The sequence below is a fragment of the Sphingomonas sp. Leaf208 genome, from assembly GCF_001421415.1.
GTDB lineage: Bacteria > Pseudomonadota > Alphaproteobacteria > Sphingomonadales > Sphingomonadaceae > Sphingomonas.
Genome location: NZ_LMKH01000023.1, coordinates 16,785 through 37,867, shown reverse-complemented (window position 1 = coordinate 37,867; position 21,083 = coordinate 16,785). Strand labels below are relative to the sequence as shown.

The 21,083-nt window shown below is 65.8% G+C and carries 19 protein-coding genes; 8 read left to right on the top strand and 11 right to left on the bottom strand.

Translation table 11 applies throughout. The annotated features are described in order from the left end of the window. Window positions 1-72: 72 nt before the first annotated feature. Together ASE69_RS10125 and ASE69_RS10120 are read right to left on the bottom strand one after the other, a co-directional pair. Window positions 73-438, bottom strand: a complete 366-nt coding sequence (locus ASE69_RS10125) for a hypothetical protein (RefSeq protein ID WP_056485936.1) — start codon at window positions 436-438, stop codon at window positions 73-75. A 307-nt stretch (window positions 439-745) separates the two neighbouring features. After that, window positions 746-1,561: an IclR family transcriptional regulator gene (locus tag ASE69_RS10120; protein WP_056485933.1), complete on the bottom strand. Its 816-nt coding sequence runs from the start codon at window positions 1,559-1,561 to the stop codon at window positions 746-748. 164 nt (window positions 1,562-1,725) lie between these two features. Between ASE69_RS10120 and lldD the strand changes: the two genes are divergently transcribed. Continuing rightward, window positions 1,726-2,859, top strand: coding sequence for an FMN-dependent L-lactate dehydrogenase LldD (gene lldD / locus ASE69_RS10115; protein ID WP_056485930.1), 1,134 nt, complete (start codon window positions 1,726-1,728; stop codon window positions 2,857-2,859). A gap of 208 nt (window positions 2,860-3,067) precedes the next feature. On the opposite strand, the gene fucP is transcribed toward lldD, so the two are convergent. From fucP to ASE69_RS10090, 5 genes are read right to left on the bottom strand one after another with little or no spacing between them, the layout of a single operon-like run. Further along, window positions 3,068-4,345 (bottom strand): L-fucose:H+ symporter permease, encoded by a 1,278-nt coding sequence (gene fucP, locus ASE69_RS10110; protein ID WP_056485928.1) that lies wholly within the window; start codon window positions 4,343-4,345, stop codon window positions 3,068-3,070. A 28-nt stretch (window positions 4,346-4,373) separates the two neighbouring features. Then, the gene (locus ASE69_RS22570; protein ID WP_056485926.1) at window positions 4,374-5,126 is read right to left on the bottom strand and encodes an SDR family oxidoreductase; all 753 of its coding nucleotides are present in this window, start codon (window positions 5,124-5,126) and stop codon (window positions 4,374-4,376) included. After that, window positions 5,123-6,400 (bottom strand): L-fuconate dehydratase, encoded by a 1,278-nt coding sequence (locus ASE69_RS10100; RefSeq protein ID WP_056485923.1) that lies wholly within the window; start codon window positions 6,398-6,400, stop codon window positions 5,123-5,125. The genes ASE69_RS22570 and ASE69_RS10100 overlap by 4 nt, the downstream gene beginning before the upstream one ends. After that, on the bottom strand, window positions 6,397-7,242 hold the full coding sequence (locus ASE69_RS10095) for a fumarylacetoacetate hydrolase family protein (RefSeq protein ID WP_056485920.1): 846 nt from the start codon (window positions 7,240-7,242) through the stop codon (window positions 6,397-6,399). The genes ASE69_RS10100 and ASE69_RS10095 overlap by 4 nt, the downstream gene beginning before the upstream one ends. A 10-nt stretch (window positions 7,243-7,252) precedes the next feature. Then, a complete protein-coding gene (locus ASE69_RS10090) occupies window positions 7,253-7,993 on the bottom strand; it encodes an SDR family oxidoreductase (RefSeq protein ID WP_056485917.1) in 741 nt (246 codons plus the stop codon). A gap of 112 nt (window positions 7,994-8,105) precedes the next feature. Between ASE69_RS10090 and ASE69_RS10085 the strand changes: the two genes are divergently transcribed. Continuing rightward, window positions 8,106-8,447, top strand: coding sequence for an L-rhamnose mutarotase (locus ASE69_RS10085; RefSeq protein ID WP_056485913.1), 342 nt, complete (start codon window positions 8,106-8,108; stop codon window positions 8,445-8,447). Between the two features lie 21 nt (window positions 8,448-8,468). Here the strand turns inward: ASE69_RS10085 and ASE69_RS10080 are convergent, their stop codons facing one another. Then, complete coding sequence (locus tag ASE69_RS10080; RefSeq protein ID WP_056486916.1) at window positions 8,469-10,751, bottom strand: ATP-dependent helicase; 2,283 nt, start codon at window positions 10,749-10,751, stop codon at window positions 8,469-8,471. 109 nt (window positions 10,752-10,860) lie between these two features. Between ASE69_RS10080 and ASE69_RS10075 the strand changes: the two genes are divergently transcribed. The 4 genes from ASE69_RS10075 (at window position 10,861) to ASE69_RS10060 (ending at window position 14,834) form a co-directional block, all read left to right on the top strand. Beyond that, window positions 10,861-11,256 (top strand): GFA family protein, encoded by a 396-nt coding sequence (locus ASE69_RS10075; protein ID WP_056485909.1) that lies wholly within the window; start codon window positions 10,861-10,863, stop codon window positions 11,254-11,256. Window positions 11,257-11,458: 202 nt separating this feature from the next. Further along, complete coding sequence (locus ASE69_RS10070; protein WP_056485908.1) at window positions 11,459-11,788, top strand: UrcA family protein; 330 nt, start codon at window positions 11,459-11,461, stop codon at window positions 11,786-11,788. A gap of 251 nt (window positions 11,789-12,039) precedes the next feature. After that, on the top strand, window positions 12,040-13,707 hold the full coding sequence (locus tag ASE69_RS10065) for an inorganic phosphate transporter (RefSeq protein WP_082453058.1): 1,668 nt from the start codon (window positions 12,040-12,042) through the stop codon (window positions 13,705-13,707). 179 nt (window positions 13,708-13,886) lie between these two features. After that, entirely contained in the window at window positions 13,887-14,834 is a 948-nt protein-coding gene (locus ASE69_RS10060; protein ID WP_056485906.1) for a hypothetical protein, read from the top strand. On the opposite strand, the gene ASE69_RS10055 is transcribed toward ASE69_RS10060, so the two are convergent. Next, a complete protein-coding gene (locus ASE69_RS10055) occupies window positions 14,750-15,994 on the bottom strand; it encodes a glycosyltransferase family 4 protein (protein WP_056485904.1) in 1,245 nt (414 codons plus the stop codon). The genes ASE69_RS10060 and ASE69_RS10055 overlap by 85 nt on opposite strands. A gap of 141 nt (window positions 15,995-16,135) precedes the next feature. Here ASE69_RS10055 and ASE69_RS10050 point away from each other — a divergent pair, with 141 nt between their 5' ends. Both ASE69_RS10050 and ASE69_RS10045 read left to right on the top strand, forming a co-directional pair. After that, window positions 16,136-18,229 (top strand): HAD-IIB family hydrolase, encoded by a 2,094-nt coding sequence (locus ASE69_RS10050; protein WP_056485901.1) that lies wholly within the window; start codon window positions 16,136-16,138, stop codon window positions 18,227-18,229. Then, window positions 18,226-19,092, top strand: a complete 867-nt coding sequence (locus ASE69_RS10045) for a glycosyltransferase family 2 protein (RefSeq protein WP_082453057.1) — start codon at window positions 18,226-18,228, stop codon at window positions 19,090-19,092. The genes ASE69_RS10050 and ASE69_RS10045 overlap by 4 nt, the downstream gene beginning before the upstream one ends. 59 nt (window positions 19,093-19,151) lie before the next feature. Here ASE69_RS10045 and ASE69_RS10040 read toward each other — a convergent pair whose 3' ends face one another. Further along, complete coding sequence (locus ASE69_RS10040) at window positions 19,152-20,252, bottom strand: glycosyltransferase (protein WP_056485898.1); 1,101 nt, start codon at window positions 20,250-20,252, stop codon at window positions 19,152-19,154. Then, window positions 20,249-21,076: a hypothetical protein gene (locus tag ASE69_RS10035; protein WP_056485896.1), complete on the bottom strand. Its 828-nt coding sequence runs from the start codon at window positions 21,074-21,076 to the stop codon at window positions 20,249-20,251. Before ASE69_RS10035 ends, ASE69_RS10040 begins: the two co-directional genes overlap by 4 nt. Window positions 21,077-21,083: the final 7 nt, after the last annotated feature.

Here is a 21,083-nt window from a genome sequence, read left to right as displayed (position 1 = left end):
GGGCCTGACGTCTGCCGTTGCGCGGCGTCGTGTGCCTTGGGTGTGCCTTGGCCTCGATGCCGCGGTTCCGGATTAGAGTGGTGATGCGGGGTCGGTCAGGATGCCGCACGCAGCAGCGGCCTTGCCGACCTCGAGCGGTACCTTGGGATCCTTGACCTGACCCGACACGCGAACGAAGTCGCTGGCCGTCAGGCGGCCCGGCGTGGTGTCGCCTTCGCGCGACGCCTTGGCCGCGCGACCGAGCTGCTGGAGCTGGCCAAGCGACAGGTTCGCCTCGAGCCGGTCACCGACGCACTGCGACTGCGCAGGCTGGAAGCCATACCCCTCCAGCGAGGTGGCGATCTTGGCCGACGGATTGACGCACGCAGCGAGCGACAGCGTGGTGATGCCGACAGCAGCGAGCGTCGCAACGCGTGAAAAACTAGGATGCCGAGTCATGAAAAGCCCCTCTTGTCGGGGCCATGACATCAGGCCGGAGTGGCCCGCGATCCGATGATCCCGAGCGCCAAACCATTCAATTCATTTAAAAGTTTCTAGTATCGTTGACCAGTCGCCGGGTAGATAAATACTATTCTACCCGGATGAGTGGATAGCGGATCTCAGCAAAGAAACTGTTCAGGATGACCTTCAATGCGGCCCCGCCAACGCCATCTGGCTGGTCGATATGGGCCTACGTTCGACGCACTCAGCCGCGGATGAGGGTGGCAAGTGATAGGGATGCGGCTCACGACCACGGCCTCAGACGTCAGGCGGACGTCTCGCTCGGCGCGTACCAGCCTAGCGCTTGCGAAATCTGCGTCGCGGTGTGCTTCAGCGCGACCAGCGCTTCTTCGGCGGAGATATGCGGCGTTTCGTCGATGACCTCGAGGAACGGGATGGTCAGCGCGGCAACGACGTGGCCGTCAAAGCCGAAGATCGGGCAACTGATGTCGGAAACGCCGCCCATCCGTGCGCTGCGGATCGATTCATAGCCGCGTTCGCGGATTTCGGCGAAGGCGGCATCGAGCGCGTCGCGGGCCGCCGGGTCCATCGTTTGGTCGAGTATCGCGGATCGGACATCGTCGGCCATGAAGGCGAGCAGGACGTGACCTGAGCAGTTTGTCGCCAAGGCTATGCTGGTGCCGAGACGAACGGCGAAACCGGTCGGGCCGGGGCTTTCCTGTCGAAGGATGATCAGCCCGGACGTGCCGTTGACGACGACGAGATGGCAGGATTGCATCGCGGTCGCCGCCAAGGTCTGCATCAGTGGCGCGGCGACGTGCGTCAGTTCCTGCGCAGGGGTCGCGCGGTGCGCCGTTTCGAGGAGCTTGTAGGTCACCCGGTAGCGATCGCTGCCGGGATCCTTGTGCAGCCACCCCCGCCGGTCGAGCACGACGATCACGCGGAAGAGTTCGCTGATCGACCGCGCGAGGCGAGTGGCGATTTCGCTGACCGTCAGGCCATTCGGTTCGCGCGCGAGCAGTTCGATGATGTCGATCGCCTTTTCCAGCGCGGGCGCCGAATAGACGCGCGGACTGGCGCTATTGGTGTCTGGCGGAGGCGGCGGCGAGGGAAGCGGCATGGTCGAAGCTATCGTGATTGCGGGCGCGATCCTTATGCCGCAAGCGCGCGGCGTCGAAACAACAATCTTTCATATCTGAAAGTTGCTGGCGGAGGCGTTGGCTTGCTAGGGAACGTCGTACGCCGCGATTTCGGGATCGATGTGCACAATATGGGAGATGCCGCATGACGATCGCCTCGACGCTCGATTTCCGCGAGGCTGCACGCAAGCGGCTGCCGCGATTCCTGTTCGAGTATGCCGATGGCGGTTCCTATGCGGAGGCGACGCTCGCGCGCAACGTCAGCGACCTGTCGGGCATCGCGTTGCGCCAGCGCGTGTTGCGCGACGTGTCCGATATCGATCTGTCGACGACGCTGTTCGGCCAGCACCAGGCGCTGCCGGTCGGGCTCGGGCCCGTCGGGATCGCGGGCATGTACCATCGTCGCGGCGAGACGCAGGCGGCGCGCGCAGCGCATGCCGCGGGCGTGCCGTTCTGCCTGTCGACGGTGTCGCTCTGTTCGCTCGGCGAGGTGGTGAAGGCGGCGCCGACCGGGCCGACCTGGTTCCAGCTCTACGTCATTCGCGACCGCGCGTTCATGCGCGATTTGCTTGCCACGGCGAAGGCAGAAGGCGCGAAGGCGCTGGTGTTCACGGTCGACATGCCGGTGCCGGGCGCGCGCTACCGCGATCAGCATTCGGGAATGTCGGGGCCGCGCGCTCCGCTGCGCCGGATGTTGCAGGCGATGGGGCGTCCCGGCTGGGCGTGGGATGTCGGGGTGCACGGGCGGCCACACCAGCTCGGCAACCTGGAGCCGGTGCTGGGCAAGGCGAGCGGGCTGAACGATTACATGGGCTGGCTCGGCAACAATTTCGATCCGTCGATCGCGTGGAAGGATCTCGAATGGATCCGCGAAGGCTGGGACGGGCCGCTGATCATCAAGGGCATCCTAGATCCGGATGACGCGCGCGAGGCGGCGGCGATCGGTGCGGACGGGATCGTCGTGTCGAACCATGGCGGGCGGCAGCTCGACGGCGTGCTGTCAAGCGCGGCGGCACTGCCGGCGATCGCGGAGGCGGTGAAGGGACAGCTTACGGTGCTGGCGGATTCGGGCGTGCGGTCGGGGCTCGACGTGGTGCGGATGCTGGCGCTGGGGGCGGATGGCGTGCTGTTGGGACGGGCGTGGCTGTATGCGCTGGCGGCGCGGGGGGAAGCTGGCGTGACCCATTTGCTGACGCTGATCGAGCGCGAGATGCGCGTGGCGATGGCGCTGACGGGGGTGCGGTCGATTGCGGAGATCGACCGGAGTATTCTGGTCTGAGGGCAGGGCGTCGCAAGGCTCGCTTCACGCTCACGCACGCCAACAAAGGCCACCACCCCGGCGAAGGCCGGGGCCCAATTGGGCGGCGGAGGTAACCGGAGACCGTCCTTCATTACGTCGACCTTTCCAATTGGGCCCCGGCCTCCGCCGGGGTGGTGGCGAGTGGCGAGGTTCTGCCAACTGTCTTCGCCTTGCGGTGCTCCGTTGCTCAGTGGATCGTCGGCTGCACGACATCCCCCGACAGCGTCCGCCCGGCCTTCACCGCGAACGCCAGCACCACCAGGAAGCAGACCGCCGGCACCAGCATCGCGGTGTCGATCCCGGCGAGATCGGAGATATGCCCCATCAGCCCGGTCAGCACCGCGCCGCCGATGATCGCCATGATGATCAGCGAAGCGCCCGCGCGACGGAGCGGGCCGAGCCCGTCCATGCCGAGCGCGAAGATCGTCGGGAACTGGATCGACATGAACAGGCTGGCGAGGACCAGCGCGTACAACCCGATCTGCCCACCGACGAGACCCGCGACGGCAGCAAGCAACGCGCTGACCACCGCGAAGATTGCGAGCAGGCGAGGGGGGGCGATCTTGCCCATCAGCGCGGTGCCGGCGAACCGGCCGATCCCGAACAGCACGAGGCTTGCGAACAGGTAGTCCGCGGCGTCGTGCTCGGCCATGCCGGGGACGTTCGCCTGTGCATAGCGGATCGTATAGCTCCAGATGCCGACCTGCGCGCCGACGTAGAAGAACTGCGTCACCGTCGCGAAGATCAGCCGCGGGTGGCGGAACACGTCGACGAACCGCGATGGCGCGCCGACGGTTTCTTCCGCGCGATGCTCGGGAAAGCGGATCACTGCGGCGGCGACCGCGAACAGCAGCACGACCAGCCCGATCACCAGATACGGCGTCTGCACCGCGACGACTTCGCTGCGATAGAAGGCCTCGCGCGCCGCCGGGCTCATCGCCGCGACCGCGTTCTCGTCGTGGACGATCGCCGAGAGGATGAAATACTTGCCGATCAGCACGCCCGCGACGGTGCCGACCGGGTTCGCTGCCTGGGCCCAGTTGAGCCGCTTGGCTGCGGTGGTCGGGTCGCCGAGTTCGGTCATCAGCGGGTTCGCCGACGTCTCGAGGAATGCCAGCCCGCACGCGATCACGAACAGCGCGGCGAGGAAATACAGATACTCCCCGTAATGCGCCGCGGGATAGAAGAGCAGCGCCCCCGCCGCATACAGCACCAGCCCGGTAACGATCGCGGTCTTGTAGCCCTTCGCGCGCGTCACCAGCGCGGCCGGCACCGCGAGCAGGAAATAGCCCATGTAGAAGGCCTGCTGGACGAAGCTCGTCTGGAAGTCGGTGAGCGTGAACGCCTTCTTGAACTGCGCGATCAGGATGTCGTTGAGGTTGTTCGCCATCCCCCAGAGGAAGAACAGCGCGACCGTCAGCACGATCGCCGGCACATATTTCCTGTCGGCGGTCGTTCCGCTCATGATCCACTCCTGATTATGTTTATGTTTGTCAGTCTATCGCGCGGTCGAGGTGGGTGTAGCCGCCATCGACATAGAGCCACTGCCCAGTGGTGTGGCTCGCCCGGTCGGACAGCAGGAAGACCACCGTGTCGGCGATCTCGCGATCCTCTGTCATGCGGTGGCCGAGCGGAATGCGCGCGACGATGCCGTCGAGCTTCGCTTGCGGATCGTCGAAACTGTCGATCCAGCGCTGGTAGAGCGGCGTCATCACCTCGGCGGGGATCACCGCGTTGACGCGGATCCCATCGCCGCGCAGCGCCACCGCCCATTCGCGGGTGAGCGCCAGTTGCGCGCCCTTGGCGGCGGCATACGCGCTGGTGTCACCCTGACCGGTGACCGCGGTCTTCGACGAGATGTTGACGATCGCGCCGCCGGTCTTGCGCAGATGCGGCACCGCGTGATGCGCCATCGCGAAATAATGGACGAGGTTCTGGTCTAGCGAGGCGCGAAACTCCGCCGGCGTCCGGCCGAGCCCGATATTATCGTTGGCGCCGGCGTTGTTCACCAGCCCGTCGATCCGACCATAGCATGCGACCGCCGCCTCGACCGCCGCCGCGCACGCAGCGTCGTCGGACAATTCGGTCGCGACGAACAGATGCTCGGGGGTGAAATCCTCCGGCGCGCTTCGCGACACGATCACCGGGATCGCGCCCTCCTCCGCCAGCCCGCGCGCGATGGCGAGGCCGATACCGGCCCCGCCGCCCGTGACGATCACGACCTTGCCGTCGAGCCCGAGCTTCACCCGGCGAACCGATAGTCGATCAGCGACTGCGGCTTCATCTCGATCGAATAGCCCGGCAGCGTCGGCGGCATGTAGGCTGCGTCGCGGATCACGCAGGGGTCGACGAAATGCTCGTGGAGATGGTCGACATACTCGATCACGCGCTCCTCCTTGGTCCCGGAGAAGCAGAGATAGTCGATCATCGACAGATGCTGGACATATTCGCACAGGCCGACGCCGCCGGCATGCGGACACACCGGCAGGTCGTACCGGGCCGCCAGCAACAGCACCGCGAGCACTTCGTTGACGCCGCCCAGACGGCAGCTGTCGATCTGCACGACGTCGATCGCGCCTGCCGCCATGAACTGTTTGAACATGATGCGGTTCTGGCACATCTCGCCGGTCGCGACCTTCACTTCGCCGATCGCGTTGCGGATCGCCTGGTGGCCCAGGATATCGTCGGGGCTGGTCGGTTCCTCGATGAACCAGGGCTTCGCGAAGGCGAGTGCGTTCACCCATTCAATCGCCTGCGGGACGTCCCACACCTGGTTCGCGTCGATCATCAACTTGCGGTCGGGGCCGAGCACTTCGCGTGCGATCGTCAGGCGACGGATATCGTCCTCCAGATCGCGACCGACCTTGAGCTTGATATAGTCGAAGCCGGCATCGACCGCTTCCTGCGCGAGCCGACGCAGCTTGTCGTCGGGATAGCCGAGCCACCCCGCCGACGTGGTGTAGCAAGGGAAACCGGTCGCCTCGAGATCGGCGATCCGCTCGGCCTTGCCCGCAGCGCGATTCGTCAGCAGCGTGAGCGCGTCGCCGGGCGTAATCGCGTCGGTCAGGTACCGGAAGTCGATCGTCCGGACTAGTTCCTCCGGCGTCATGTCCGCGACGAGGCGCCAGACCGGTTTGCCGACCGCCTTCGCCCACAAATCCCAGATCGCGTTAACCACCGCGCCGGTCGCGAGATGGATCGCGCCCTTGTCGGGGCCGATCCAGCGCAACTGGCTGTCGCCGGTCAGGTGTCGCCACATCCGCCCCGGATTCTCGATGATCCAGTCGAGGTCGAGCCCGATGACGAGATGCCGCATCGCCTCGATCGCGGCAACGCAGATGTCGTTACCGCGGCCGATCGTGAAGGTGAGGCCGTGGCCTTCGAGACCGTCCGTATCGGTGTCGAGCACGACATAGGCGGCCGAATAATCCGGATCGGGGTTCATCGCGTCGGACCCGTCGAGCCCCGCGCTGGTCGGGAAACGAAGGTCGATCGTGCGCAGACCGGTGATGGTCGTCATGCGGCGGCGACCATCGTCTGAACCTGTTCGCCGAGACCCTCGATGCCGAGCCGCACCGTCTGGCCCGCGCGCAAATAGACCGGCGGCTTCTGGCCCAGGCCGACGCCCTTCGGCGTACCGGTCGAGATGATGTCGCCGGCTTCGAGCGTGCAGAAATCGCTGAGGTACGAAACGATCGTTGCGACGTCGAAGATCATGTTGGCAGTCGTGCCGTCCTGATAGCGATGGCCGTCGACTTCGAGCCACAGGCCCAGCTTTTGGGGATCGCCGACCTCGTCTGCGGTGACGAGCCAGGGACCGATCGGGCCGAACGTGTCACAGCCCTTGCCCTTGTCCCACGTGCCGCCACGCTCGAGCTGGAACGCTCGCTCGGACACGTCGTGGACGACGCAATAGCCGGCAATGTGCGACAGCGCGTCTTCCTTGGCGATGTGGCGGCCGGGCGTACCGATGACGACGCCGAGTTCGACCTCCCAGTCGGTCTTCTCCGAGCCGCGCGGGATCTCGACATCGTCGTTCGGGCCCTGGATCGCGCTGGTCCATTTGCCGAACACGACCGGCTCGGCGGGGAGGGCCATGTTGCTCTCGGCGGCATGGTCCGAATAGTTCAGGCCGATGCAGATGAACTTGCCGGTGCGCGTGACGCACGGCCCGATCCGTGGCGCGCCGTCGACCTTGGGCAAGGTCGCCACATCGAGCGCGGCGATCTTCGCGAGCCCCTCGGGGGACAGCAGGTCACCGGCGATGTCGCCGAGGTCCGCGGGCAGCGCGCGGATCGCGCCGTCCTGATCGAGGATGCCGGGCTTTTCCTGGCCGCGCGGGCCGTAACGCAATAATTTCATCGGATGATCCTTAGTTGACCCAGCCGCCGTCGATCACGTGGACCGCGCCGGTGGTGAAGCTCGATTCGTCGCTGGCGAGATACAGGAACAGCGCGGCGATCTCTTCGGCGCGTCCCAGCCGGCCCATCGGCTGGCGCGCGACGAACGCCGCGTCGGCCTCGCTGACCGAAATGCCCTGCGTTCCCGCCTGCGAGACAATGCGTTCGCGGAGGGAAGGGGTCTCGATCGTGCCGGGGCACACGCAGTTGCAGCGGATCCCGCGGCCGACAAAATCGGCGGCGATCGCCTTGGTGAGCCCGACCACCGCTGCCTTCGACGCGCCGTAGGCGTAGCGGTTTGGGATGCCCTTCACGCTCGACGCGATGCTGCTCATGTTGACGATCGCACCGCCGCCGCGCGCGAGCATGCCGGGCAGGAACGCGCGGGTCATGCGGTGCATCGCGTGGACGTTGAGGTCGAACGACAGCATCCAGTCGTCGTCACTGCCCTGGAGAATATCGCCCGCCGCGACGAAGCCGGCGACGTTGGCAAGAATGTCGATGCCGCCGATCGTGGCGGGCAAAGCGGCGATCGCGTCGGCGTCGAGCAGGTCGACGACCAGACGTTCGACGCCGTCGATGGCCTGCAGCGCATCGCCGTCGCGGTCGAGCGCGAAGACCCGTGCGCCCTCGTCACGGAAGCGTTCCGCGGTGGCGCGGCCGATGCCTTGTGCCGCCGCGGTCACTACCGCGGTCTTGCCGGACAGTCTCATTCCATCTCCTGCGCGTCGTTGTGCGTTTCGTCGGTTTTATTAGTCAAAGTGACTTTTGAAAAGGGGCGGCGACGCTATTGTCGTGGGAGTACGCCGTATCGAAGGAATTTCCGTGACGTATCGCATCGTGACCGCGCTGGACCTCGTCGACGACGCAGCGCTGATTGCCGCTTATCGCGAACGACACGCGCCGGGTGCCGTGTGGCCCGAGGTCGTGCGCGACATCGTCCAGCGGGGGTATCGAGAGATGGAGATATGGCAGGTCGCCGACCGGCTCGTGATGATCGCCGAGGTCGAGGATGATTTTCCACGCGCGGCCGACCCGGAGTTACAGCCGGTCGTCGCGTCCTGGGAGACGGCGATGGACGTGTATCAGAAGCCGATCGCTGCGGACGGGCCGAAATGGGCGGTGATGCAGCGGATCTTCTCGCTCGCCGATCAGACCGCCGGCTGATCGTTTTCCCGGTTGATGTCGTTAGGGCGTGAGCGTCACGAAGCTGTCCATCACGCGCTTGCGGCCCGACTGTTCGAAATCGATTTCCAGCTTGTTGCCCTCGATTTCAGCGATCGCGCCGTAGCCGAACTTCTGGTGGAACACGCGCTGGCCGAGCGAGAGGTCGTCGCGGCCCTTGTTACCGAGGCTGATCGCGCTGGAGCGGCTTTCGACGACGCGGGCGGGTTTGGTGGAGAAGGTGCTGCCGGTGCCTGATGCGCGTTGCCAGCCGGGGCCGCGGCCAGTGCCGCGTGCAACGTCGGCGAACGGATCGGCGCGGTCGGACCAGTTCGCCTGCCAGAGGCTCGCGCCGCCGGACATCGTGGTTTCGGTGTCGATATGCTCAGCTGGAAGTTCGGCGACGAAGCGCGAGGGGATCGACGAGTTCCACTGGCCGTAGATGCGGCGATTAGCAGCGTGGATGATGACCGCCAGTCGCCGTGCACGCGTGATCGCGACGTACGCCAGGCGTCGTTCCTCCTCGAGGCTCTTTACGCCGCCTTCATCCAACGAGCGCTGCGACGGGAACAGCCCTTCCTCCCAGCCCACCAGGAACACCGTGTCGTATTCGAGGCCCTTGGCGGCGTGGATGGTCATGATCGTGACCTGCGGGTCCTGCGCGCCGCCCTCGTTGTCCATCACGAGGCTGACGTGTTCGAGGAACGCGCCGAGCGAGTCGTACTCCTCCATCGCGCGGACGAGCTCGCTGAGGTTCTCCAGGCGGCCGGTCGCCTCGACCGACTTCTCGGCCTGGTACATCGCGGTGTAGCCGCTCTCGTCGAGCAACTGCCGGGCGAGTTCGGCGTGCGGCAGGCTGGTCGCCATGTCGCGCCAGCGGGCGATGTCGCCGACCAGCCGTCCCAGCGACTTCTTCGCAGCCCCGGTCAGTTCGTCGGTGTCGAGAATGCGCGCGGCGGCGGTGGTCAGGGGCGTGCCGGTGGCGCGCGCGAGCTGGTGGATGCGCGCCACCGCCTTGTCGCCGAGGCCGCGCTTGGGGACGTTGACGATCCGTTCGAAAGCGAGGTCGTCCGCCGGTTGGTTGACGACGCGGAGGTACGCCAGCGCGTCGCGGATTTCGGCGCGTTCGTAGAAGCGGAAGCCGCCGACGATCTTGTACGGCATCCCGATCGCGATGAAGCGGTCCTCGAACTCGCGCGTCTGGTGCTGCGCGCGGACCAGGATCGCGACCTCGTCGAGGCTCTTGCCCGAGCGGCGGACGATGTCGATCTCCTCGCCGACACGGCGCGCTTCCTCGGGGCCGTCCCAGACGCCGATGACCTTGACCTTCTCGCCGACGTCGCGCTCGGTCCAGAGCTGCTTGCCGAGCCGCCCGCCATTGTTGGCGATCACGCCCGACGCCGCGCCGAGGATGTGCGGCGTGCTGCGGTAATTCTGTTCGAGGCGGATGACCTTCGCGCCGGGAAAGTCGCGCTCGAACTTCAGGATGTTCTCGACCTGCGCACCGCGCCACGAATAGATCGACTGGTCGTCGTCGCCGACGCAGGCGATGTTCTTGCGCTCCTGCGCGAGCAGCCGCAGCCAGAGATATTGCGACGAGTTGGTGTCCTGATACTCGTCGACCATGATGTATTTGAAGCGCTGCTGATACTGCGCGAGCACGTCGCGGTGCGTCTTCAGGATCACCAGCATGTGGAGCAGCAGGTCGCCGAAATCGCACGCGTTGAGCGCGATCAGCCGCGCTTGGTATTGCTGGTACAGCTCGCCGCCGCGGCCGTTGGCGTAGCGCTCGGACTCGCCCGCATCGATATCGGCGGGGACGAGGCCCTTGTTCTTCCACTGGTCGATCAGCCCGGCGAGGCTGCGTGTCGGGAAGCGTTTCTCGTCGATATCCGCGGCGAGGATCAGCTGCTTGAGCAGGCGTAGCTGGTCGTCCGTATCGAGGATCGTGAAGTTCGATTGCAACCCGACGAGTTCGGCATGGCGACGCAACATCTTGGCGGCGATCGCGTGGAAGGTGCCGAGCCACGGCATCCCCTCGACCGCATCGCCGACCAGCCGACCGACGCGCTCGCGCATCTCGCGCGCGGCCTTGTTGGTGAAGGTGACGCTGAGAATCTCGGACGGCCACGCCTTCTTCGTAAAGATCAGGTGCGCGAGCCGTGCAGTGAGCGCCGCGGTCTTGCCCGTGCCGGCGCCGGCGATGATCAGCACGGGCCCGTCGGTGGTCAGCACCGCCTCGCGCTGCGGCGGATTGAGACCGCGCAGATAGGGAGGCTCTGCTTGCGGCGCGGACGTTTGGGCGATCTGGTTCACCGGTGAACAGGTAGGGAACGGGGGGCGATGGGGCAAGCGGGTATGGCTTGCGCGGTTCGACGATACGTGGAACAAGTTGAGAACATAGAGGGAGGCGGGCATGCTGGCGGGACGATGTCATTGCGGAGCGATCAGCTATGTCGCGGAGGGCGAACCCGAGCATCACGCGCTGTGCCATTGCGGCGATTGCCGGCGAAGCGCGGGTGCGCCCATGGTAGGCTGGATCGCATTCAGGTCCGAGCAGGTGACCATCTCGGGCGATCCGGTGACGTATGAATCGTCGGCGAGCGGTCGGCGTCAATTCTGCGGACGGTGCGGGACGGGCCTGTTCTATACCAATGCCGCGTATCTGCCGGGGATCATCGACGTGCAATCCTGTACGCTGGACGATCCCGAGGCGGTCGCGCCGGGTGCGCATATCCAGGTGGCCGACCGTTTGGCGTGGATGACGGATGTGGCCGCTCTGCCTGCGTTCGAGCGATATCCGGGGATGTGACCTAACGCCTCATCTAGAGTTTCGGCGCGTCGTCGGACCGACGCCAAACCGTCGCGCGAGCGTAACGAAGCGCGGGTAGGGGATGCGCAGCGACGTGGTTCGTGGTCGGAGATGCCGCACCCAGAAAGGTGTCCCGACGCGCTGGCGCCGTCGCCCGCAGGCATAGCCTTGCGGACCGCAGGACCATTTGAGGAACATCATCATGAAGCTTTTCATCAGCGTCGCTTCGGCGGCGATCGTCGGCGCTTGCCTGTTTTCCACGGGTGCTTCCGCGAGTTCCGGGCGCGACCCGGTATCGGTGCGCGTGTCGCGCGCCGGGCTCGACCTGACCAGCGACGCCGGGCGCACTGCGTTCCAGCGCCGGCTGCGTTCGGCGATCACGAGCGCTTGCCAATCGCACGGTGCCGGCCTCGCGGCGCTCGCCGACGCGCAGCAGTGCCGCAAGGAAATGACTGCGGATGCGGACGTCAAGATGGCCACTTTGTTCGGCAGCAATGGCATGCAGCTCGCGAGCATCGGTGAGACTCGGTGAATTAACTTACTCACGTCCGACAAAGTCGGTTCCGAACATCCTCCCCCGCAAGGGGGAGGTGGCGCGAAGCGACGGAGGGGGAGGACACGGAACGCACGTTGTCCTCTGCCTCCCCCTCCGTCTCGCGAGGGCCAGCCACCTCCCCCTGGCGGGGGAGGATTGTAAAGGGCGACGTCCCAAATAGGGTCGAACGACCGCTTGATTTACATCTGTCATAAGATTGTCATCGTAAGGGCCGACTGCACATTCCTATGGCAACCTCCACATTTGCACCCGATGCGGTGACGGCTGATTCGAGCGCTACCGCTGCGCCGCATACTGGTCCCAAGCTCGATCATTCGCTGCATCCGTCCGGGCGCTGGATATTCCTCGCCGTGCTGATCGGCGGCCTTGCCTATGCGGGGTTCAGCATCGCCTTCGATACCGCGCAGGTCGGCGAGAGCCTGGCGGGCGGGGCGTTCGCGTTCCTCGCGCTGGCGCTGCTGATCGCGCTCGGGTTCGAGTTCGTGAACGGATTCCACGACACCGCCAACGCGGTCGCCACCGTCATCTATACGCATTCGATGCCCGCGCCGCTCGCGGTCGTCTGGTCGGGGTTCTTCAACTTTCTCGGCGTGATGCTGTCCTCAGGCGCGGTGGCGTATTCGATCGTCACATTGCTGCCGGTCGACCTGATCCTCAACGTCGGCAGCGTCGGCGGGTTCGCGATGATCTTCGCGCTGTTGCTCGCGGCGATCCTGTGGAACCTCGCGACCTGGGCGGTCGGGCTGCCCAATTCGTCGAGCCATGCGCTGATCGGCTCGATCCTCGGCGTCGGCCTTGCCAACCAACTCATCAACGGCGGCGGCGCGGACGGAACGTCGGGCGTCGACATGGTGCAGGTCTGGAAAGTTCTCTCCGCGCTCGCGTTCAGCCCGATCGTCGGGTTCGTCGGCGCGCTGCTGCTGCTGCTCGTGATGAAGCGTTTTCTGCGCGACAAGAAGCTGTACGAAGCGCCCGAGGGCCAGACGCCGCCACCGCGCGGCATCCGTGCGTTGCTGATCGGCACCTGCACCGCGGTCAGCTTCGCGCATGGCAGCAATGACGGTCAAAAGGGCATGGGGCTGATCATGCTCATCCTGATCGGCTGCGCGCCGACCGCCTATGCGCTGAACCGGACGATGCCTGAGAGCGCGATGCCGGCGTTCGTGCAAAGCGCGCAGGCGGCATCGGCCGCTTACCGCGCGCATGCCGACGGCGCGCCGGCCGACGTCGTCACGTCGCGTGCGCAGGTCACGCAGGCACTGAAGACCAAGCACGTCGCCGACCCGGTCATCTATGGCGCGCTGGCGACGCTGTCGGACGACGTGTCGAGCCGGATCGAAAGCTATGGGTCGCTGGGCAAGGTGCCGGCTGCGGCGACCCCGAACTTGCGCAATGACATGTACCTCGTGCTCGATACGACCAAGCTGATCGCCGAGGACAAGTCCGCGCAGACACGCTTTACCGCGCAGGAGATCACGACGCTCAAGAGCTACAATAGCGGGCTCGAGCAGGGCACGCGCTATATCCCGACCTGGGTGAAGGTCACCGTCGCGCTGGCGCTGGGCCTCGGGACTATGGTTGGATGGAAGCGGATCGTCGTCACCGTCGGCGAGCGGATCGGCAAGACGCACCTGACCTACGGCATGGGCGCGTCGGCCGAGCTGGTCGCGGCGGCGACGATCCTGCTCGCGGTGCGATACGGCATGCCGGTGTCGACCACGCATATCCTGTCGTCGGGTGTGGCGGGTGCAAGCGTTGCGAACGGCGCCGGGTTGCAGCGGCGTACGGTCATGAACATGGCGCTGGCCTGGGTGATGACGCTGCCGGTGGCGATGCTGCTATCGGGCGGGCTGTACTGGCTGCTGCTGACGCTGGCGCATACGTTCGGGTATTGAGCGGGCGCTTGATCCTCCCCTGTAAGGGGAGGTGGCTGGCTCTTGCCAGACGGAGGGGTGTCGCCCTGAGTTGATGGCGGATACCCCTCCGTCAGTCCCTATGGGCCTGCCACCTCCCCCGATGGGGGAGGATTTAGGTCGGCCGGAACCTGTCACTCGCGCCGCGGGTTGCCGGAGCCATGCGATTACGATGCTCGATCTGTGGGAACTGGGACTGGCTCGTGCGCGAGGACTGGTTCGAGTGTAGCCACTGCCGCCTGCTTGTTCGCGACGTGAGCGAGGTCGGTGCGGTTGCAGGCGAGATCGTGGCGCGGTTCGAAAGCGGGCTTGTCGACCTACAGCGCGATCCAGCCGAACGCTGGATGCTGGACCCGGCGGGATTGCGCAACGCGGCGTGGCGGTTCGGGTTCGAGGTGGAGCCGGTCGCCGTTGCGCGGGGCGATGTCCGCTTTCCCCCTGATTATCGCCCAGCCCAGGCGCACTCGGCCCCCGCGACGACTGTGCCGCACGCGATAGGCCTCGGCATCATGGCGCGGCCCGCCGATGCGAACGACATCGTCGAGATCGCGGCACACTATCGCACCGCGTTTGCCCGGATCTTCGTGCTGCTCGACGGCACGGCAGACGAAGCAGGGGAAATCGCAGCGCGGGTCCCGTGGATCGAAGTCGCCCATCACCTGCTTGCAGGCGACTTCTCCGCGCAGCGCAACCGCCTTCAGGACACGATGCAGACCCGCTGGGTCTTGCAGATAGATACCGACGAGCGCCCCGATACCGCTTTGCTCGACGCGCTCGGCTGGCTCGTAGCCGCGGCGGATCGCGACGGGTTGCGCTCGCTCGGCCTGCCGCGCCGCAACCTCGTCGACGGGGTGCAGTCCGCGTCCTATCCGGACATCCAGTACCGCCTCAATCGCAGCGATATCCGCTATGCCGGCCGCGTCCACGAGCGCCCGGTTGTGCCGTTCGCCGAGAGTTCGCTGGCACTGGCAGGTGCGCTCGAACACCGGCTCGATGGCGAGCGGGTGCGCGAGCGGACGCGGATCTACGAGGCGATGTCGACCGGCGCGGGCAGGCCGGAGGACGAGGCGTTGCTGCTCGCCCCCTTCGATCCGATCGCGGTGCGATAGACCGCGGTCGTCTGCGCGGACAGGGTATCGCGCGTGAACATCCCCGACGCCCGCCGACTCGCTGCGGCGTAATGTGCACGCAACGCCGGGTCCTCGATCAGCCGCTGGACCTGCGTGGCCAGGTCGTCGCCGGTGCAGGTCTTGGCCAGTAATCCGGCACCGCTCTCGCCGATGAACAGCCGTGCGCTCGGGTCCTCGGCGCAGGCGACGACCGGTCGGCCGAACATCATCGCTTCCTGGTACACCAGCCCGAAGCTCTCGTACCGAGACGGCGCAACAATGATATGGGCCGCGCTCATCAGGTCGTGCAACGTCGGTTCGTCGACACGGTGATGGCAGCGCAGTCGCGCTCGCGCGGTGGACGGAAGCGCTTTCAAATCGTCAGCATGGACGCCGACGATCGTGAGGCGGAAATCGCGCATCCCGGCATCCGCACGCCGGGCAAGGATCCTCAGCGCCATGATCAGGGCATCGAATCCCTTGCGATGCTCCTCGCGTCCGACGAACAGCAGTTCGATCGGCTGGTCCTCGCGGACATCGTCGGGATAGGCTGCGGCCGTTCCTCGCGCCACGATCTCCGGTGGCAGGCTGAGGCCGATGACCGCGTGGCGCGCGGTTTGTCCGGGGGCCTCGACACCGTACAATGCTGCGATCTTCTCGCCGTGAAGCTGCGTGTTCGAGATCAGCGCCTTGCTGAAGCGCGCTGCGATCCGCTCCGCGAGCATGGCCGCACGCCGATCGAACCGGTCGCGGAGGCTCGTTACCGTCTCCGCCGAGGTCGCTGCCGGGGTCGAGTTTCGCGTCACCAACGGCGCAGGACCGGTGAGCGCGATCGCCAGTCCTGGCGCATACCAGTTGGTTGCCTCCACCACGTCGAACGGTGCCCGTCGGTGTTCGCGCGCGACCGCTCGGCGAAATGCGAACGGCGCGACGAGGTGCCCGATCCCCGCAATCTTGCGCAGGCGCGCGGCGAACGATCCCTCGCGCAGACCGCAACCGATGACCGACACCCGGCCGTCGTGGCTGTCTTCGCGTCGGTCCATAGTGACGACACAGACGTCATTGCCAGATTGTGCCAACGACTGAGCAATCTCGCGCGCGGCGCGAGTAAGTCCGCTCTTTTCAGGAGGATAGGCCCAGGTGAGTAGAGCGATCCTCACAGCGATCGATCACCGAGAGAACGAGGCGCCGCAGGGAACGTAATAACCTGCGTCAATACCGGCATGTAAAGTATCATCGGCCCGGAACTCGGCAACCCCGTGAGCGGTTCCTTACGTGAATTGCAGATGAACGGGGGAAGGGTGTTCGTACTACATATCGCGTTGCAGGGGTGTTTACGCGCAACCGACGTCGAATACGGAATCACCGCGGATACCGGGGGCCATATCCGGTACCTTCTCGATCTCGTCGCTGCCAGCGGCCGCAATCCGGCGATCGACCGGATGGAAATCGTGACGCGCGCGTTCCATCATGCAGCCTATGCGGAATGCTATGCCGAGCCGATCGAAACGATCGACGGCACCACGCGCATCGTCCGCCTGCTGACCGCGTCTGACGCGTATCTCGTCAAGGAAGACTTGTGGACCGAGCATGACAGCCTGGTCGAGGCTCTGGTCGCACACATCGCTACGCTCGATCGCGCGCCGGACGTCATGCACGCGCATTATGCGGATGCCGGACTGATCGCGGCGCGCGTTTCGGCGCGTACCGGCATCCCCTATGTCTTCACCGCGCATTCGCTCGGCCGGGTGAAGTTGGCCGCGTTCGATCGTGATTGCGCGGAAACCGCGGGACTCGATCGACGGATCGCGATCGAAGAGGAAGCCATCGCCGGGGCGGCAGCGATCATTGCCTCGTCGCGCGACGAGGCTGAAGTCCAATATACCGATTATGATGCGTATGATCCGGGCCGGATCCGCGTGTTCGCGCCGGGTAGCGATCTTAAGCAGTTCGCGAACTGCGGAACAGATGCTCGCGTCGATGCGCTGATAAACCGGTTCCTCGACGATCCCGCCAAGCCAGTAATTCTCGCGATTGCGCGCCCGGTGACCAAGAAGAACCTTGCGGCGCTCGTCCACGCTTATGGTCGTTCGCCTGCGCTTCAGGCCGCGGCGAACCTGGTGATCCTGGCAGGCACGCGCGACGACAGCGCGACGCTAGAGCCTGAGATTCGCGACAACATTGCCGAACTGCTCCAGTTGATCGACCGCTACGACCTGTACGGCAAGGTCGCCTATCCGAAACAGCACCGACCGGACGATATCGCCGCGGTCTATGCCCATGCCCGTACCCGGCGCGGCGTCTTCGTCAATCCGGCGCTCAACGAACCGTTCGGGCTGACATTGCTCGAAGCGGCGGCCAGCGGCTTGCCCGTGGTCGCCACCGACAGCGGCGGCCCGAACGATATCGTCGAGACCTGCGGCAACGGCATTCTCGTCGATCCGCGTTCACCTGGCGCCATCACCGATGCGATCCAGAAGATACTAGACGATCCGGCGCTGTGGTCGCGCTACTCAGCGGCAGGATCGGTAGCGATCCGTGCCTATGACTGGGACCGGCACGTACAGCTTTATACCGGGTTGCTCGCAGAGGTCGCGAACGCCGCGCCTGCGGTCATGGACCGGAAGCCGGAATTGTTGCTGGTGTCGGACATCGATGGGACGTTGATCGGTTGTGCCAAGGGCGTCGACGCTTTCGCCGCGTGGCACGAGGCTCAGACTGATGTCGCGTTTGCGATCGCGACGGGGCGCAGCTTCCACAGCGCGATGGCAGTCCTCGGGCAGCATGATGCGCCACGCCCCGAAATCCTCATCACCTCGGTCGGTTCTGAAATCTATTACCGGACGGTGCACGGGGCGGTGTACGACCGCGATACCGAATGGGACGGGATTATTGCCGCGGGCTGGGACCGCGAGGCGGTTGCCGCGTTGATCGGCCAATATGCCGGACTGACGCCGCAGAGCCCGCTCGAGCAGCGCCGGTTCAAGCTCAGCTATTTCGCGGATGGCGACATGGCGGCTGCCGAGCGGGTGCGGGCTTTGCTGGCGGAACACGGCCATAGCTGTTCGATCATCCAGAGCCACGGCCGCTATCTCGACATCCTGCCGCATGCCGCGTCGAAGGGTACTGCAGTCGAGCACGTCCGCCGTCGCCTCGGTCTCGAACCGCGACAGGTGATCGTCGCGGGGGACAGCGGCAATGATATCGAGATGCTGCGATCGTCACGCCACGCGATCATCGTCGGCAATTATTCGGACGGCCTGGGATCGCGCGCGGACCTGGCGCACGGCTATGTCGCGATCGGTCATCACGCGCGCGGCGTGATCGAAGGCGTCGCGTTCTTCCGCGATGCCGCGGCCGGGATCGACGTCGAGGGTATCAGGAAGGCATCGTGACGTCCTCGACGGTCAGCGTGCTGACGCTGGTACGCGGACGCCGCGCGCACCTGGTGAACCTGATCGCCGGTCTCAACGCAGCGACGCGCAAGCCGGACGAATTGGTGATCGCGTACATGCAGGACGCGCCGCACGCCGATCTCCCGCCGACCGACTTTCCGGTGCACGCGGTGTTGGTCGAGGGCGACGCGGTGCCGCTGGCGGCGGCGCGCAACCGTGCAGCGGCGGCTGCGAGTGGGGATCAGTTGATCTTCCTGGACGTCGATTGCGTTCCTGCGCCGACGTTGGTCGAACGCTATGCGGCTACGGCGGTCGAGCCGGGCGGTATTCGGTTGGGCGAGGTGCTGTATCTTCCCGCCGACGCAATGGATGCCGGGCTGGACTGGGAGATGCTCGACCGGGTCGGCCTGCGTCACCCGGCCAAGCCGCCGATCGCGCCCGATGAAATACGCCCGACGCCGAGCCATGGCGAGCTCTGGGGCCTGTCGTTCGCGATCTCCGCGGCGGACTGGGCGCGGGCAGGGGGGATGGATGAGCGCTATGTCGGCTATGGCGCCGAGGAAACCGACTTCGCCGCGCGACTCGAGCGCGCCGGGGTGCCGATGTGGTGGGTCGGCGGTGCGCGGGCGTATCACCAGCATCATGTCGTCCATACGCCTGCGTACCAGCATTTCGACGCGATCGTCCGCAATGCGCGGTTGTTTCGCGGGACTTGGGGGCGGTGGTGCATGGACTATTGGCTGGGGCATTTCGCCGAGCGCGGGCTGATCGCCTGGGACGGGGAGACGATTACCGTGTTGCGGGCGCCGACTGCGGAAGAGGTAGCAGCGTCGAGGATGCCGCCGGAGGTTTTGTTTAGCTGAGAAACTGCGCAACGTTTCGATCCTCCCCCGCCGGGGAAGGATCGACTAGCGCTCGAACTCTAAGCAGGCGCCCAAAGCGAGACCGCCAGTCCTTCCAGATAGTCCGCGGCGACCTTGGCCGCATCCGCGTCGTACAGGTCGGCGAGCGCGACGGGATCGAGCGCCTTCGCGGCGTCGAGTATCCCGCGCCAGGGTGCCAGCGCCCCGGGCCATGACGGCAGCGCGATCGCCGCGCCAAGCTCCGCGAGACGTTCCGCCTTGCGGGTCTGTTCACCGAAATACCGCCATTCGGGCGCGCAGACATAAGGCCGGCCGACACGTGCGATCTCATGCACCGTGTTGTCGCCGGCCGATGCGATGACGACGTCGGCAGCGGCGATGTGGTCGGTGACGCCGGGGACCCAGCCGAGCTCGACGAGATTGCCGAAGTCGGTCTCATGCCCCTCGCGGTGGACCGGCCCGAGCACCAGCCACAATGCATCCGGCACCGCGCGCGCCGCCATCGTCAGCGGCGCGTACGGCGTGCCTGCGCCGCCGCCGCCGGTGAGGACGACGATGATTTCCTTGGTTGGGTCGAGGCCGAGTTTCGCGCGCGCCTCGGCCTTGGTCGGGACGGGGTCGACCGTCGTGCACAGGCCGCCGGCGTAGCACGTGTTGGCGCGGACCCAGTCGGGCGTGTCCGCCTGTTCGAGCGCCTCGCCGAAGGGTGCGAGCAGGCCAACGCTTGCCTGGTAGGCGCCCAGATGACCGGGATCGAGGCGGTCACCGTGCATGCGGATGCTGATCGCGGGCACGCTCGCGATCCGCGCCAGCAGCGCGATCTCGGCGGAAACGTCGACCACGAACAGCGCCGGATCGACGTCGTCGAGATGGTCGATGATCGTCCGCATCGTCGCCCGCGTCTTCGCGACGCCGAGCGGGACGCAGTGCATCACCTCGGGCGTCGCCTGCGCGAACAGCCCCGGGGTCGGTACCGGCGCGCCGATCATGTCGGGCAGCGCGGTGATCGTGATCGGTCGCTCGAACCCGTCGAACAACGACGGCTTGGCGGTCAGGATCGTCACCGCGCGCTCGGCAGGCAGTTCGCGGATGATCGCCATCGCACGGTTGGCGTGGCCGCGACCCTGGTGATGGATGAAGAACGTGATCGGCTTGGTCATGCCGAACGTTCTACCGATCCGGCCTCCGAAGGCGATTGATATCGATCAGCATAGTTCGCGCTCAGTCCGAATGCCGCCTCGACCTCGGGATCGAGCCACGCAGTGATGTGTTCGGCATCAGCAGGCGCGAGTTCGGGATAAGCCGTCGGAACATAGGGGGCATAGCCTTGTCCCTTGTAGCTGGTGATCGGCACATATTCTTCGCGCCGCGGGATCCCGGTTGCCTCGGACAACGCCTCGACGAACGCCGACGGAGCGCGCGCGAACGCATCATAGCCGAGCAACGCGACGTTGTGCGTCCGGTTGGTCAACGACGCCCAGTGGCGCAGCTTCGCGGTGCGCTTGGCGATGCAATTAGCGAAGCGTTCGCCGGTTTCCGGATCGCGCTCGTGCAGCATCTCGTCGCCCTGCATCGGATGCCCCGGCTCGATGGGACCGAAATGATCGTCCCAATAGCTGTGCCATTGGCTGCGGATGAACGCGTCGAACGGCTGCGCCTTGAGGTCCGGGTGCGCGTGCCATGGCTGGCGGTGAAGGCTACGGGTCCAGTCGAACGCGTCGCGGGCGACGACCAAGACCAGCGTATCCTTCACGAACAACGTCTGCGGCGGCACGAACCAGTGCTTGAAGCCGAATTCCTCGGTGATCGTCACGCTCGGCATGTTCGCCTCGATCGCCCGCGTGACGAGATTGGTACCGCTGCATCGCTGGCCGTAAACCTGGACTCGCGTGATTGGCACGTCGCCCCGCTTGAGGATCCGCAGGCCCTCCAAAGGCTGGAGCCAGTTCAAGGGTTTAACGTGCGGTTTGGCGGGCGTCGACATGGGGAAT

Excerpts from the sequence above, each read along its gene's own strand:
- ASE69_RS10040 (WP_056485898.1), bottom strand. The coding sequence starts at position 20,252 with ATGACCAAGCCGATCACGTTCTTCATCCATCACCAGGGTCGCGGCCAC.
- ASE69_RS10035 (WP_056485896.1), bottom strand. The coding sequence starts at position 21,076 with ATGTCGACGCCCGCCAAACCGCACGTTAAACCCTTGAACTGGCTCCAG.
- fucP (WP_056485928.1), bottom strand. The coding sequence starts at position 4,345 with ATGAGCGGAACGACCGCCGACAGGAAATATGTGCCGGCGATCGTGCTG.
- ASE69_RS10120 (WP_056485933.1), bottom strand. The coding sequence starts at position 1,561 with ATGCCGCTTCCCTCGCCGCCGCCTCCGCCAGACACCAATAGCGCCAGT.
- ASE69_RS10100 (WP_056485923.1), bottom strand. The coding sequence starts at position 6,400 with ATGACGACCATCACCGGTCTGCGCACGATCGACCTTCGTTTCCCGACC.
- lldD (WP_056485930.1), top strand. The coding sequence starts at position 1,726 with ATGACGATCGCCTCGACGCTCGATTTCCGCGAGGCTGCACGCAAGCGG.
- ASE69_RS10065 (WP_082453058.1), top strand. The coding sequence starts at position 12,040 with ATGGCAACCTCCACATTTGCACCCGATGCGGTGACGGCTGATTCGAGC.
- ASE69_RS10090 (WP_056485917.1), bottom strand. The coding sequence starts at position 7,993 with ATGAGACTGTCCGGCAAGACCGCGGTAGTGACCGCGGCGGCACAAGGC.
- ASE69_RS10095 (WP_056485920.1), bottom strand. The coding sequence starts at position 7,242 with ATGAAATTATTGCGTTACGGCCCGCGCGGCCAGGAAAAGCCCGGCATC.
- ASE69_RS10070 (WP_056485908.1), top strand. The coding sequence starts at position 11,459 with ATGAAGCTTTTCATCAGCGTCGCTTCGGCGGCGATCGTCGGCGCTTGC.
- ASE69_RS10125 (WP_056485936.1), bottom strand. The coding sequence starts at position 438 with ATGACTCGGCATCCTAGTTTTTCACGCGTTGCGACGCTCGCTGCTGTC.
- ASE69_RS10075 (WP_056485909.1), top strand. The coding sequence starts at position 10,861 with ATGCTGGCGGGACGATGTCATTGCGGAGCGATCAGCTATGTCGCGGAG.
- ASE69_RS10060 (WP_056485906.1), top strand. The coding sequence starts at position 13,887 with ATGCGATTACGATGCTCGATCTGTGGGAACTGGGACTGGCTCGTGCGC.